A 15,420-nucleotide genomic window follows, 5' to 3' on the forward strand; every position below is an offset into this window, starting at 1 on the left:
GTTATGAAAAGAATCATGGTTGCTATGCCAAAAAGCTATGGCCTGAGTTTATTGCCAGAAAACAATGCCAGAGACCCGTACAAGAAAATATTGCCAGAAACAATTACCAAAGAATTATACGAATAGAGGGCAGTAATCCCCGTTATTTTGCACAGGACAATTAACCTTTTGCTGTAATCCATTGCTTAACAGGGTAAAATACACACATATAGTTATAACAAAGAAGTTGGCATATGGCTCGTACCGCAGCAGCACTTCACATCTTAGTGAAGCATAAAGAACAGGCTGAAGATTTACTTAAACAGCTAGAGAAAGGCGCAAAGTTTCAAACGTTAGCCAAGAAACATTCCACCTGCCCCACAGGTAAAAAAGGCGGCAATTTAGGTGAGTTTGCTAAAGGCACTATGGTGCCTCAATTTGATAAAGTTGCCTTTAATGGTGAAATTCTAACGCCACATTTAATCAAAACTAAATTCGGCTGGCATATTATTAAAGTTTTGTACCGCACCTAGACAAACTTACCCTCTCTTATATAACGACCCCTTTCAGTAAAATTAGCAAATATCCACTGAAGGCCAGCTCTATGGCAGGCTTATATTGCCGAAGCACTTACTGACTGGACTCAAGTTAGCTGGTATTAAAGGCCCTATGGATTAAGACACCAGCTATTAAGCCCTCAGGCATTAAGCACAGTCAATAGACCTTTGTGCCGCTATGGTTTGTTCACTTAAAAATTTAGCGAGAAAACGAACAAAGCGCTCGGCATCTACAGATAATGACGTTTGCTCTAAGGTTACCGCTATCACTTGATAGTGAAGTGGTGGTACTACGGGTTTGATAGCTACAGCGCCATAAGAGCTAGTACGCGCAGAGAACTCATCCATAATCGCCACACCAGAGCCTAAAGCCGCCAGGTTTTTGGCTACTAAATAGGTTTGCGCGGTTATATTGGCTGAATTATTTGCCAGAGTTTCATTGGCCAGTTCATGGTGAAATAACTGCTCAAGCGGACCACTATTTTCCATACTGATTATTTTTTGATCGGCGATATCTGCCATTGTGACTGTGACTTTATCGGTAAAAATATCTTCCGCGCAGACACAAACACATTGTCCTTGGGTTAATTTGGATTGTGTTGTGCCTGGATAAGACTCGCCAGCGAAGATAATACCGATATCTTTTTCGTGTGCAAACAAGGCTTTCACTACGTCTTGGCTTTGGTAGAGCTGAATCTCAAATTGCACATCAGCATGTAGTTGTTGATATGCTTGCATTGCGCGCGGTAAAAACTCTATACCTATGGCAGGTATAGCAGCAATTTTAATTTTTCCGGTGCCAGTCTTTTTAAGGTTTTCAGACAGTTGTCTTAATTCAATAAGCTGGCTATTAATTTCAGCGGTTTTTTTATAGAGAATTTCGGCTTCGGGTGTGGCAATCAGTTTACCATCGACACGAATAAACAGGAGATAACCAAGGTAGTGCTCAGCATTTTTTAACACTTTACTGGCCGTTGGTTGGGTAATATTTAAATACCGTGCAGCACCCGAGACTGAGCCTATGCTGTAAATAGCGTTAAATACTTCAATATGTCTAATTCGCATCGATTCTCTATTCTCTTTAACGGCTATTATTAATAGCAGTTATGGTAAAACAAAACTATTTACGGGTGTTAATGGTTATTGTGATATTTTCCTAGTTCTCCGTTGTAACTTGTCACTGGACGATTACAATAACCTGCTTAGCCGTTGCGTTAGCGTTAGCGTTAGTCTTAGCGTTTAAGTAAAGCTATTAACTTAGAACGGCAGTTTATTGATGGTCACAGGAAAGCTCCGATAGATATAAAAAGAGCTTCATTAAGCTATTTCAGCATTTTTAAAGTGACTAAAGACAAAAAACCGCGACTTGTAACAGTCGCGGCTTTATAAAACATGTCGAGATAGCGGTTATCAATTACACTTTTAGGATGATGATAAGCGATATTGAGTACTCATCCTTTTGATTAAATGAGTTTTTTATATTCATCATACACGTCTTGTGGCTCTGCTCGTTCAGTGTAATCCTCTTCTAAAAATGCGTATCGAATTTCATGGTTCTTATCAATAATATAGGTGGCTGGAATTGGCAGAACAAAATCACCACTAAATGTTCGCAGTGAGAGGTCGATGCCCCACTTTAACATGAGTGCTTTCATCTCAGGGTCTACTTGATAGGTGAGTCCAAATTTACTTGCTAAGCGATAATTTTTATCCTCCCAGATAGGAAAACCAAGCTTGTTATCTTCTATAGCCTGGTCCGACAGAGTAGATAATTCACCAGACACGGCGATAAAATTTATCGGCTGAGGAATCGATTTAATAAATTTATTCCATTGTTGTAGTTCTAACATACAATAAGGGCACCAGGCTCCTCTAACAAAAGTAATAATTAGTGGTGCTTGTGACAATAAACTATCTAATTCAACCTCATTACCTTTACTTCCATAAATCAGGCCATCTTCAATTGAACTACCGACACTGAGTTTAGTAGCCCTCACTTGATGCTTTTGCAGCAGAGAAATATTCCGACTTAAAATTTCAAGTACTTCCGCAGAAACTGACTTGGCAAAAGAATTTTTGTATTTTCTAAGTCGCTCAGTAAGTGTCGGCATAGTAGAGGATTCTCATTTAAAAGTTACTTTAAGTGTAGATCGTTAGTATTTGTTAGACAATATTGCGGTTGATTCAAAACTAAAAAAATCGCGACTCGTTAAAGTTGCGATTTTTAGTGTGTGTGTCGAGAGCAATAGAATTAACGTAACCACGAAGTAGACTTAATTAAATTTCGCTTAGCTCATATGTTGTTGCTGGCGCTTTAATGCTTTATTTTTACTTAACGTTTTCACCTGAGCAACTGCATACAGATTGAGTCCACTAAACAAGCTTTTCAATTTCGCGGCGTTATAGTCAATTTCAATTTTTTCAATAACAACTTGATGTTTTTCAGGGAATAGCGCTTCTACTGCTTGAGAAATCAGCTCAAATAATTTCTTCAGGTTAATTTTATGTATTTGGCCTGTTTTGTTAAAAATCCACTCGGTAATTGCCATAAAATCATCAAATGGCTCATCAGACAACATATGCGGTAATGCGTGTTTAAAACGCCCTGAATTACCAATCATGTCCCAGTAACGTGCAAAGCGGTTAATACGCTGCATAGTAGTAAAACTAACTCTGTCCGTACTTAAAATATCAAAGGGTGGCAAAGGATTAAACCGCAAGTCAAACGCTTCGGTGTGCCTTATTATCGGGCTACCCTTTAAGCGTTTCAAAATCCCCATTTGAATTTCATGAGGACGACAATGATACAGTTGGTTGAAGCTATCTTTAAATGTTTCAAAGGTTTCGCCGGGTAAACCAAAAATAAGGTCCGCATGAATATGGGCATTGGTATTATCTTTTAGCCAGATTAAATTCTCTTTTGATTTGGCGTTATTTTGTTTGCGGCTAATATTCTTTTGTACTTCAACATTAAAGGTTTGAATACCTATTTCGAATTGTAAACTTCCCTCAGGAAACTGAGCCAATACCGCTTTTAACTTTCTTGGTAGATGGTCGGGTACCACTTCAAAATGCAAATAGAGATCGTCAGTCATCCTATCTAAGAAAAACTGCATAATTTGCATGGTGGTATTGATATTTAAATTAAATGTTCTATCGATAAACTTAAAGTTTCTTGCACCACGTTGATAGAGAATTTCCATTTGTTCAAGAAATACTGTTAACTCAAATGGCGTGGATGTTTTGTCTAAAGACGATAAGCAAAATTCACATTTAAAGGGACAACCACGCGATGCTTCAACGTAGAGCAGACGGTGCTTTAAATCTTCATCGGTATAATACTCATAAGGTAAAGCTATGTCTTCTAATGCGACGGGCTTTGAACTGAGAATCTTTTTATCCGGTGGTGTGTTATTGAGTATATCTTTACACAGTTGATAAAAACTTACATCTGCTGGGCCGGTCAAGACATAATCAGCACAAGCGACAATAGCTTGGTGTTCCGTTTCATAACTGACTTCTGGGCCACCTAGCACAACTTTAATTTCTGGTGCGATCACTTTTAATAAGTTAACAACAGCCGTTGTTTCAACGATGTTCCAGATATAAACACCAAAACCGACAATGTCGGGTTTCGATGCTAATATTTGTTCTACGATATCAAGGGCGCGAGTTTGGATAATAAACTCTTTTATTTCACAATATTGCTGTAACTCTTTTAAGTTAGCGTAAAGATAACGTAAACCAAAACTGGTATGAAAAAATCGTGCGTTAAGCGTAGCAAGGACAATTTTAGGCGAAGCTTTATCTATTACGTTACTGCTTTGATGAGTAATAGCTTGAGTAACCAGTGTACCCTTGTTCATTGAATCTGACTTTGTTGGCTCAGGTATTAGCGACTCTGGCTTTACTAAATCAGGAAAAGTTGAAACAGGAATATTGCCTTCAATTAGGGGAACTTGTGTGATGGTTAGTTCGGGGTTACTTTTTTGCTCTGCCATGCTCGATTTTACTGCCTGAAACCTTAGAAAATATTGCCGCAATTATACTTTGATTGCTGAGCTTATTCAGCAATATTGTTTATGTTTGTATTTGTGCTTTTGTTTGTTAAGTTTTAGCCATTAAATTGTTGAAATTTCATTGCTAATTCTGCTGCCATTTCTTCTTGCCCTTTAAGTCTTAAGACTTCGATTATACATTCGATGGTGCATAGGCCACCTTTAGGTTGATTGGCCCTAAGTTTATATAAAGAATCATTTGTCGTTTTCAGGGTGAATTGGGCAGCCTCTTTTAAATAAGGGCTGTGATTGAAGATTTTTTTGGCTTCCTGCCATGTGCTATCAATAATAATGATGTTTTCATATTCTTCAATTCTTGTCGATGGTACTGCCGGAGATAGAGACGGTGATGTTTCCGTTGTCGTTATTATTTCCGATGACAGTGCCGATGACGAATCGCCCTTCGAATATAATAATACCGCCTCATAATTTTCTATTAACCTGATAAGGTCTTTATTAGGCTTTTTTCTTTCCCACAGTATACGTTCAACAATTTCATTAGCATGATCTAAAGCAAGAGCGCCGGTATTGGTTCCTCTGCGCAATTCACGCTCATGGGTTAGTAAAAATATTTTCATTGCTATGCTTTGTTCCGCTTTTGATTATTTTTCGGGGGGATTATTGAACGTGATCGCCAAACCTGATGTTGGTAACCTAAAAATATTGAAGCTAAATAAGTTTTACTCCTACACATTCAGACGAAGAAAAACCGCAACGTGTTAACGATGCGGTTTATTATGATCCCTTAAGCCATTTTGAAATATTTCACTTTGCTATTTTTTGTTTAAAGTAATGTATCGATCTATTTCAGCCTCAACCATAGCCAATGGTAATGCCCCATTACTCAATAAAACATCATGAAACTCACGTAAATCAAATTGTTCGCCTAATGATTTTTCAGCCTTTTGTCTTAACTTCCAAATGTGTAATTCACCTAATTTGTATGAAAGTGCCTGACCAGGCCATGATATATAACGGTCTACTTCTGCTCTAACATTCGCTGATGATAATGAGGTATTACTTGATAAGAAATCGATTCCTTGTTGTCGATCCCATTTCATTGCGTGTATTCCGGTATCAATCACTAAGCGACAAGCTCGCCACATTTCGTAGCTTAATCGGCCAAAATTATCATAAGGAGTATCATATAATCCCATTTCAACACCTAACTTCTCAGAATATAAGCCCCACCCTTCACCATAGGCACTGAAATATAAGCCTAAGCGAAATTTAGGCACATTTTTCAATTCACTTGATATAGCCGATTGATGATGATGTCCAGGTACTGATTCATGTAATGTTAAAGCAGTAAGTTCATACAGCGGTCGTTGGTCTAATTGATAAGTGTTGAGCCAATAAGCACCGCCACGCGTTCCACCTACAAGTGCTGAATTATAGGAAGCGGTAGTATAATTAGGTGCTATTTCTTTTGGCACAGCAACAACACCATAAGGGGTGCGAGGTAGGGTTTTAAAAAACTCAGGCATAATATAGTCAATGCGTTTAGCAATATACGATGCTTCTTTTAGCAAGTCTTTTGGTGTTTTGGCGTAAAATTGAGGATCTGTTCTCAGGAACTGGGTAAATTCTTCAAATGATCCGTCAAATTTGGTTTCTTTGATTATTTCAAGCATTTCTGCTCGGATGCGTTTTACTTCACTCAGGCCTGTTTGGTGTATCTCTTTAGCCGTAATATTTGGTAATGTGGTATATTTTTTAATTTGATGAGCATAGTACGCTTTGCCGTTACTCATTTGTTCTGCACCAAGGGTTACTGTTGCTGCCTGCAAATAATCTCCACCAAAGAACTCGGCGAATTCTCTAAAGGCGGGTATGGCTGATTGTGAAATAGCTTTCTTGGCCGACTCTCTAAGCTGTTCTTGCTCTTTGTCTGAGATCCTGGTGCTCATTTTCAAAAAAGGTTTGTAAATGCTGCTATCAGTGGGCTTGTCATATATTTGCGCTTGTACCGTAGGAAGAATGCCTTCAACAACAATCTTTGGCAGGGTAAAATTGGAATGAATACCTTCACGCATGTTGGCTATATTTTCATTAAAATAGCGCGGTATCTCGTTGATTCTTGCTATGTAATCGTTGTAATCTTTTGTTGTATTCATCGGTAAGCCGTTACTCATACTTAATACTTGTAAAAAAAAGCTATAGAAAGTATTGAGTGGAATACGTGACAAATTAAGTTGATAAGCTTCTATTGAACCTTCAATCACCCACTTAAATAGTTGATGATTTATACGGTTCGAGGCGGATAGTTGCTCAGGATCTATTTTGACTAATTGACCAAGTAATTTTTTTTCTTCTGCAAGTCGCCTATCATTATCAACTTTTGATACACGATCGAGTAAATGATTATATTTGGTAATACCTTCAGATGTTGCTGATAAAGGACTTTCTTTTAACGAGTAATCCCAGTGCTGGGCAATTAACTCTTCTAATTTTTTATCCGTATTTAGTAATGTTTTATCAGCAGCCATAAGGTTTGTAGCAAAGATAAGCGTAGATAAAACAAGACATAAACCTTGGATTGTTTTTAACATTTTATTTTTCTTTTTTATCATTATTCATTCTCGTTTCTGTTTCTGCTTTATAGTACTTTTAAAGAGTAGTTACGGCTCACTGATAAAAACTTAATTGGCTACGCCTGCTTACGTGCCTAACGTAAACAACACTTCTTATATTTCTTGCCACTGCCACACGGACAAGGATCGTTGCGGCCAGCCGTAGGTAATGAACTAACGGGTACACTGTTCTCTAAAATTGTATTTTCGTCGTACAGGATATTAGCCAATAAACCGCCTTCCCCCATTAACGAAGCAAAGTCATCAAAGTCTTCACTTGAGATATTGTCGAGTTCTTCACCTTCTGAGTCAGAATCATCATCAGCCCAAGCACTTAAGGTATCAACAACATTAAATTCGGTTTGAATCATGCCAGACTCAATCAACTTAGGCGTACCTGCCCTATGCCATGCTTTTACTTCACACTGTTTAAAGCGTTCTTCATCAAATAAACCTTTATCACCTAAATCGTTGTCACATAGGTCAATAAACTGAGGTTTAAAGTCATCAAGTTGATATTCAATGCAAGAATCGGCTAATGCGCTAATTAAAAAGCTATTGGTTGAACTCGGTAAAGCCGAAAATACAGTTATCCATCGAGTTACATGTGCACTTAATACGAATTCATCAATAATACCCGTTTCGTACTGAGCAAATACAGCTTCCATAGCCGATGCTTTGCAATACATAGCTTGATGACCATCAACAATATAATTACACAATGCTTGTGTATTACCATCGACCACATTATAAAATAAGGTCGGAGTTAATTCAGTAAGTGCATCACCAAACACCGCTTCAAGAGCTGTTAAAAACGTATCGTTACGTGCAAATAACTGCAAACACTTTTCTAACGCTGGAGAATATTTTAATTCCGCTAATAATAAAGTACCAAAAAATAAAATGGCCTGCTGCTCGTCGGTTAACGAGGTATCATCTGCGATAAATTGATCTATCACCCGTTCTAATTCAGGATAAAATTCCGACCAATTTGCTTTAACCACTTCGAGACCTGTAATAGGCAATTCGTTGTCTTGTGCATTACCTATATCCAATAAAGCTTGTTCTAAATTCATGTGAATTCCGCGTTAAATAATTAATGATGAGTGCATATGCCGAATATTATATATTAATACTTCTACTTCCCGTTACCATTGAAAGCCTCAAATTCAAAACTAAATTCGAGGCTAAACTCAAGGAAAAAAAACCGCGACCCGTTAAAGTTGCGGTTTCTTATAATGTGGCGGGAAAAATGGGACGAGTATGGGCACTGGTTTTATTCTGAACTCGTATTTGAATATTTTCCAAAATAGCCAATGCATATTTTAGGCATTTCGAAAAAACTATATTAGAGGTTCCAAAAATATAAAAAGTAAAAACCTCGTTACGTTCGCAACAAGATTTTTACTTTATCTAGTCCATATAAAATTACGTCATGCTATTATCAAGCGCCAATTCTTCAACATCACTGCTGTTGAAGGCTCTTCGCTGCCAAAAAGGTGCCTGAGGCCAACGAAGCTCTTGTTGATAAAATTTCTGTTTGAGTAAACGGTAATTATCGAACTGACTTTTCAAATCCAAATTATACTGTTTTATTGCCTGATTACTTTTGGGATCAGAATTATTAGGATTCAACTGCGCAATTATCGCATTTGCACCATGGCAAGCTGAAGAAAACGCAAAACCTATACCCATTGATGAGATAGGATCAAAAGCACAGGCAGCATCACCAATCGCTAAGAAGTTGTTAACATTATCAGCCATAGTTATTTGGCTAAATGCTGGGCGTGACCATGGATGTGGAGCCGTTACTTTACAATTATTGACACAATGTTTGATGTGCTTGCTTTCACTTAATAACTTATTCCAACCTTCCTGCTGATTTAATCGTAGTTTTGCAATGATATCTACATCAGAATAAAAAGTGACCACATAAGTATGATTGGGTAACAATGCACCATACCACCAACCATGCTCACAACTTTCTATAATATATTCTTGAGTCTTTTTATGACCCTTGGCTAATTGAAAGAAGCGTCCAACGCCCATTAAATCATCTGTTTTATCGCTTAGCCCGCCGATCCCTCTTGTAATGCTTGCTTTGCGACCAGTAGCATCAACAATAAAGCGACTATGGATTTCAAATTCACCCTGATGAGGATGTGAAAGTATCAACTGCCAAGTACCGTCGGGTAGTTGATTAGTTGCCAGACAATGGGTACGAGGTAAAACTCGTGCACCGCGTTCAACGGCTGTTTCAATTAAACCTAAATCAAATAGCTCTCGGTTTAACTGATAGGTGGATTCTTGCGTAGTAAATACTGAATTTCTGAACCCAGGTCGATTTGATCCCCAATAAGCAGTACTACCATAGGTTGGAATAAAGCAACCCTCCCCCAAAGATTCAGGTTCAATGTTTAAAAAGTCTAGAAAGTTAAAAAGGCTGTCCGAAACATGTTCACCAACACGTTGTTGGGAAAAATCGGATTGTTCTACTAGGGTGATATTTAATGTGGAATTGTTTAATAAACTGAGTGCTGCACAAGCCCCAGAGGGGCCTGCTCCTAGTATAGTTACATCAGTTTCAATTTTTAATGACATCATCTTATCGACGTACACGCGTGCCTGAACGTGGAACACCTAAACCGTCTTTTGCAATTTTAATTTCTTTGAAATTGCGTGTTTCAAGACCTTTAACCATTCTTGCTGCCCGGGTACTTTTCCGTTTAATGTGTTTCTTATTCTGCTCGATGTAAAAGACAGGAATAGTGGTTTCGTTATCATCCTTGTTACCACTGATGCTTCCTACGCCAACTTCCTGATAACTAAAGAGCTCATTATTCCGTTCAGTTTCAGTAAAATACGGATAATCGGTGTGTTCATTGTTGTTATCACGAATGAAGGCTAGTGCCGACCAATGCTCTACCATTTGTACAAAAGTATTAATGCCCCGAGCATAATTCATTTGCTGGCCTGCTGGCACATGAGCAGCAGCCTGCCCTTCCTCTGTTACTTCACCCGTAAGTACATCCCAAGGACTTTGTGGCGGCCACCAGTAAGCATAATAGGTTGGTGGTAATGGCGATAAACCTCCTTCACCATCACTGCTTTTATTAACTTCTGGTACAGTAAAGTTAACCGTTTGCACTGTGCATTGGAAAAAATCAGCTTGCCAAGGACAGGCCATACGTTTGGTCAAGTCTCCAGGCTCACAGCCACCACCTTCACATTCATCACGCGATGGCGTTAATCCAGTGGTGTCGTAACCGCCAGCACCCTTTTGGTCTGAAATAATATAAGGTGCAGAATAAATATTCTTATTTTGCACGCTCCAGGTAACCTCTATTCCCGGACACATAGGCAAACCAACACAGTTGCCTATACTACCTTGGTCAAGCGGGTTAATAGGATACGGTATGAAATTTTCATCGTTAACAAAGCAACCTTTCGCCCATTGACCTAATAAAAATTGTTGTGTTTGGTTAAGTGCTAGGAATTTAACAATATTTTGATTACTTACCGAATTGCTGCCCGAATTTAATGGCATCATAGGGAATTTGTCTTTAAATAGCGTTTGCTGAGGTTGCTCGGCTGATGCATCAGCTTTATCGTCAGGCTCTCTGAAATATGAAAAGTAGCTTTCTCGATTGGCTTTGTTAGTTTCACTATTGTCTGCATAATCAAACGCATTAGTACTAAATGCCGACATAGATTGTACGTTAGATACCCATTGATATCGGCCAATACGTTCAACAATAGGTAAAATGTCACGCTGATAATTTGCTTGATACCTTTCATTAAAAACATTATCAAAGCAAAGGTCAGGTACTAAATTGAACTCTCTAATACCAACATCAAAAGCACTATCGTCTAAGGTAGAAATATTAACAATTTCAGGTGCAAAGTCAGGCGAACCTACCACTACCCAAGCTTGAAGTTGAACATCTGGTATGTTGTCTTTAAAAGAAACAGTACAATAAACTGGACCATCGGAAATATCGTCGTGCCAAGTATTAGAACCACCGTAACTGGTTAATGGTTCATTACCACCAGCATGTCCATAACCGCCCACTACAATTAATCGCCCTAAATTATCAGTATATAAATCACCTAAGGTAAGCACTGGCGTGCCATATTTTACTGTTTTCGGTGGATAAGAAACAGGATAACCATCTGGAGCGCTACCTTGTTCAAAACCAACTGATTGCAATGGGCCACCAATAGTCCGTGGTCCTGGGTCAACGATTAGATTTTGGCGTGCTCTTTCACCGTCAACATCAGGGTTTCTAAAAGGGACATTTTGATTACTATAACTATTTTGTGAACCATAAAGTAAGTTACCTTGTAGTTCACTGTACTGGTACCAAGTCGCTTTTTTGTTGGCTAAATGTACAGACCATTCCATGGCTTTAATATTAGGGGTATCTAAAGTAACTTCTTTACCATTATCTAAAAATACTTTAAATACCTGCCCTTGCCTTCTAACGCGTCCTGCGTCATCTTTGAACGAAATAATCGGCCCCTGTTTATTGCCATTTTGGTCTGCTTCAAAAGGTAGTTGACCTATCTTTTCTGGAGATAAACAAAATTGCTCAGGACTGTTACCTAAACGAGAAATTCCTATCGATGGGTGGATCTTAAATTCCATATTACTGTCTTCCTTGTCCATTTGGTTTACGCTTATTACCTACTCTAAGCACAACATCCTAATGTGCCACCGTAACATTTGTGGGTTAATTTTAGATTAGCCAACAAATGTTAGATTTATGTTAGGTTAGTGTTAATTAAAAATCAAATGCGCACCAATTAAAAAACAATATTGTGCTATACCACTCGGTTTATTTTAATCATTAAATTTAAGACGAAGAAAGCCACGACTCGTTAAAGTTGCCGGTTCTTAGTATGTGGGGTGTGAATCAAGATTTTAACTCTACTGTAGGAGTTGCTCTACAACCTTTTCCTTTTGTAAACGTTAAAGTGCAAAAAGGCGCTAACCTTTCGATTAGCACCTTTTCTAAATGTGGTAATGAGTTATAGATTCGAACTCTGTTAAAGGAGATGTGCTACAAACCCGCTATCTGTATTAATCACTAAATTCTAGGCGAAAAAAAACCGCTTATCTTTCGATTAGCGGTTTCTTAGAATGTGGCGGTGAGATAGAGATTTGAACTCTAGAAGGGCTACAAACCCTTGCCGGTTTTCAAGACCGGTGCTTTCGACCACTCAGCCATCTCACCTGAAGTTAACAAATAAGCTGTTGAAACAATGCTTGCTTGAGAACGAGGCGGATATTAAGTACTATCGCACTACTTGTAAAGCGTTAAATGTAAAAATAGTTAAATAATTTCATCCAAACCCTTTGTTCGAATATTTAACGAACAAGTTGTTTTAAAAATCAGCATTTATCTTGCCAGCAGAGAAGATAACTTAGTTGCCTGATTAATTATCTGCTTGATTATTTTTTCTAAACTCTGCCGGTGACAAACCTGTCCAACGCTTAAATGCTCGGGTAAAACCTGCGCCATTAGCAAACTCCAACATGTAAGCAATTTCAGTTATGCCATAGTTGCTATTGCCTAATAATAATTGCGCTTCATTTTGCAGGGCTTTATCACGCAATACTTGAAAGCTTGTATCATGCTCTTTAAGTTTTAATTGTAAGTTACGAGTACTTAAGTGCATATCCTCAGCAAGTGAGTCAAGTGAAAGGTTGCCGGCATTGAGTAATTTCACCACGCGATAATACACCTGTTGCTCTAGGTTGCTAGAAATTTTACTTAGATACATTTCTACCAATTTATCTTGGTGCTCAGCTAAGACGTGATTGGCTGAAATAATAGGAATCTCTAAGGTTTGTTGATCAAATTCTATGGCGAATTGCGCAGCATTAAACTGCACTTGGCAAGCGAAACTGTCTTGATACACTTGTTGATTAGTGGGGGTTTCTATCGGTAAATAGACTTTTACATCCGCCAAATCTTGGTTGGTTAGCTCCTTTAAGATATTCAACAAACCAACAAAAAAAGCTTCAATCGCTGCTGGAGGGATCAAAGGTTTACCTTCTTGATCCTTATAAATATTCACAGTAAAACGCTGTTTAGATTCAACCAGATGTAATTTTGCATAAGCAGAGTTGCTGATCACAGAACCATAGTTTTCAATACGTATTAGAAAGTCATGAATATCTTTACTGACCATAAGTGCAAAACCTAGGGATTGAAAAGTGAAGGTTTTGATATAACGCCCTAGATATAACCCGAAACTCTCAATACCTAGCTCATTACTACACACTTGATATAACTCACGTAACTGGATATCAGCAATTCTCGAGTCAACTTTATTAATATCTTCTAGCTTTAACCCGACGCTAGTTAATAAAAACTCAACATCACCATTCATATCTTCAATAGCAGCAACAATTATTTTTCCCCAAGTGGAAATAGTACCTTGGTGTTTAGGCGTTTTTTTATTGTTTTTCATATTTGGCGTTTTTATTTTTTGGCATAGGTAGCTAGTTAAGTAATTAAATAAATTTTCGCAAAAAGATAACAGAATTTCGTTAAGAGGAAATCAACTCTATTTCAAATGATATAAGTTAGTTTCATCATATTCAAGTAGCAGAAATAGTCGCTAACTAACATCTGCCACTGAATTGAATGTCGGCCGAAAGGCCATAATCATAATGTCAGTCAGAGAGTCATAAATGATGTCAGAATATAAATTAACTCGTTACCCGCTATTTATTAACGGTGCACTCACCCATCCTACTCACGAGCAATATATTGAGGTTATCAACCCTGCAAATGGCAAAGTGATAGCCGAAGTTGCTAATGGTTGTGAAGTTGATGTAGATAAAGCGGTTGCTGCGGCAAGAACTTGTTTCGATCAAGGTGATTGGCCAAACACCACGCCTGATGAGCGTTCTAAAGTTCTATATAAAATTGCCAATCTAATTATTGCCAATGCCCACGAACTCGCTGCGCTCGAAGTAGCATGTTCTGGTGGTACTATCAGTCGTATCAAGGGCTTAGATATCCCAGCCGTTGCTGATTTATTTATGAAACTGGCTGAAGAAATTAAAACTTTTCAGTTCGTTGAAAACTTACCCTTAACGCCATTACCTGAGCCACTGCATTCACAAGTTCGCAAAGAGCCAATTGGTGTTTGTGGCTTAATTACCGCTTGGAACTTCCCATTATTATTGCTTGCTATGAAAGTAGCGCCAGCATTAGCTGCCGGTAATACCGTGGTTGTTAAGCCCGCGACAACAACCCCTACTTCTACCCTTCGTTTCATCGAAATTATCTCTACTGTATTACCTGATGGCGTAGTCAACGTAGTTACCGGCCCAGGTCAACGAATTGGTGAAGCGTTATGCGAACACCAAGATGTCGATAAAATTTCGTTTACTGGCTCTACGCGTGTTGGCATTGCGGTACAACAAATGGCGGCAAAAACCCTTAAACGTGTCACCTTAGAGCTGGGTGGTAAAGGTGCTGCCATAGTAATGCCAGATGCAGATTTAGAACGTACCGCTTACGGCGCTTTATTTGGTGTGTATTTAAATTCAGGTCAAGCATGTGAGTCAGGTACACGTTTACTTGTGCATGAAAGCATTCATGATGAATTAGTTGACCAACTGATTGCGTTGTCAAATGATATGGTGATTGGCGATCCAATGGACCCTGGCGTCGCTATGGGTCCAATGACAACCGCGGCTCATTGTCAAAGTGTATTAGATTATATCGAATCAGCCAGAGAGCAAGGGGCAACAATTGCCTGTGGTGGCGAACGTGTGGAAGTAGCTGGCTGTGAAGAAGGATTTTATATACAACCAACCATTATCACCAATGTCACTAACAATATGAAAGTAGCACAAGAAGAAATTTTTGGTCCGGTACTTTCGATCATTAAATTCTCAACAACAGAGCAAGCCATTGAAATTGCAAATGACAATATCTACGGTTTATCCGCAGGTATATGGTCAGAAGATGTCGTTCAAGCACAAGGCATTGCACAAAAATTACGTGCCGGTTCTATTTGGATTAATGATTGGCATATGATGCGTACCGATGGCGCGTTTGGTGGTTACAAACAAAGTGGTTACGGCCGTGAATTTGGTAAGTACAGTTTAACTTCGTATTTAGAAACAAAAACGATTACTACCTCATTTGAACACGATAAAGAGAAAAAAACCTTCCATAAATTTGTTCATAAAACATTAGCTTAGTTAAATTTACTTAACTTTAGCGA

12 protein-coding genes and 1 tRNA gene are annotated in these 15,420 nt (G+C 38.4%); 3 read left to right on the plus strand and 10 right to left on the minus strand.

The genetic code is table 11. From position 1 onward, the window contains the following. Window positions 1-3: 3 nt before the first annotated feature. On the plus strand, window positions 4-126 hold the full coding sequence (locus tag HRT55_RS16395; RefSeq protein ID WP_291622964.1) for a hypothetical protein: 123 nt from the start codon (window positions 4-6) through the stop codon (window positions 124-126). Window positions 127-233: 107 nt separating this feature from the next. Further along, window positions 234-512, plus strand: coding sequence for a peptidylprolyl isomerase PpiC (gene ppiC / locus HRT55_RS16400; protein WP_291622965.1), 279 nt, complete (start codon window positions 234-236; stop codon window positions 510-512). Window positions 513-683: 171 nt separating this feature from the next. On the opposite strand, the gene HRT55_RS16405 is transcribed toward ppiC, so the two are convergent. From HRT55_RS16405 to HRT55_RS16450, 10 genes are all read right to left on the minus strand, one after another. Beyond that, on the minus strand, window positions 684-1,601 hold the full coding sequence (locus HRT55_RS16405; RefSeq protein ID WP_291622966.1) for a LysR family transcriptional regulator: 918 nt from the start codon (window positions 1,599-1,601) through the stop codon (window positions 684-686). 398 nt (window positions 1,602-1,999) lie between these two features. After that, complete coding sequence (locus HRT55_RS16410; protein WP_291622967.1) at window positions 2,000-2,647, minus strand: redoxin domain-containing protein; 648 nt, start codon at window positions 2,645-2,647, stop codon at window positions 2,000-2,002. A 177-nt stretch (window positions 2,648-2,824) separates the two neighbouring features. After that, window positions 2,825-4,537: a B12-binding domain-containing radical SAM protein gene (locus tag HRT55_RS16415; RefSeq protein WP_291622968.1), complete on the minus strand. Its 1,713-nt coding sequence runs from the start codon at window positions 4,535-4,537 to the stop codon at window positions 2,825-2,827. A 113-nt stretch (window positions 4,538-4,650) separates the two neighbouring features. Beyond that, entirely contained in the window at window positions 4,651-5,172 is a 522-nt protein-coding gene (locus HRT55_RS16420; RefSeq protein ID WP_291622969.1) for a tRNA-uridine aminocarboxypropyltransferase, read from the minus strand. A 195-nt stretch (window positions 5,173-5,367) separates the two neighbouring features. Continuing rightward, window positions 5,368-7,146 (minus strand): DUF885 family protein, encoded by a 1,779-nt coding sequence (locus HRT55_RS16425; RefSeq protein ID WP_291622970.1) that lies wholly within the window; start codon window positions 7,144-7,146, stop codon window positions 5,368-5,370. Window positions 7,147-7,262: 116 nt separating this feature from the next. Then, window positions 7,263-8,243 carry a DUF1186 domain-containing protein gene (locus HRT55_RS16430; RefSeq protein WP_291622971.1) on the minus strand — a complete coding sequence of 327 codons (981 nt, stop codon included), beginning with the start codon at window positions 8,241-8,243 and terminating at the stop codon, window positions 7,263-7,265. 352 nt (window positions 8,244-8,595) lie between these two features. Next, a complete protein-coding gene (lodB, locus tag HRT55_RS16435; RefSeq protein WP_291622972.1) occupies window positions 8,596-9,771 on the minus strand; it encodes a lysine-epsilon-oxidase maturase LodB in 1,176 nt (391 codons plus the stop codon). Between the two features lies 1 nt (window position 9,772). Further along, window positions 9,773-11,815, minus strand: coding sequence for a CTQ-dependent lysine 6-oxidase LodA (gene lodA, locus HRT55_RS16440; protein ID WP_291622973.1), 2,043 nt, complete (start codon window positions 11,813-11,815; stop codon window positions 9,773-9,775). A gap of 498 nt (window positions 11,816-12,313) precedes the next feature. Then, a tRNA-Ser gene (locus HRT55_RS16445) sits at window positions 12,314-12,404 on the minus strand. Between the two features lie 202 nt (window positions 12,405-12,606). Further along, window positions 12,607-13,647, minus strand: a complete 1,041-nt coding sequence (locus HRT55_RS16450; protein ID WP_291622974.1) for an AraC family transcriptional regulator — start codon at window positions 13,645-13,647, stop codon at window positions 12,607-12,609. A 223-nt stretch (window positions 13,648-13,870) separates the two neighbouring features. Between HRT55_RS16450 and HRT55_RS16455 the strand changes: the two genes are divergently transcribed. Beyond that, window positions 13,871-15,397, plus strand: a complete 1,527-nt coding sequence (locus HRT55_RS16455) for an aldehyde dehydrogenase (RefSeq protein ID WP_291622975.1) — start codon at window positions 13,871-13,873, stop codon at window positions 15,395-15,397. Window positions 15,398-15,420: the final 23 nt, after the last annotated feature.

Source organism: Colwellia sp. (assembly GCF_013214175.1).
Classification (GTDB): domain Bacteria; phylum Pseudomonadota; class Gammaproteobacteria; order Enterobacterales; family Alteromonadaceae; genus Colwellia.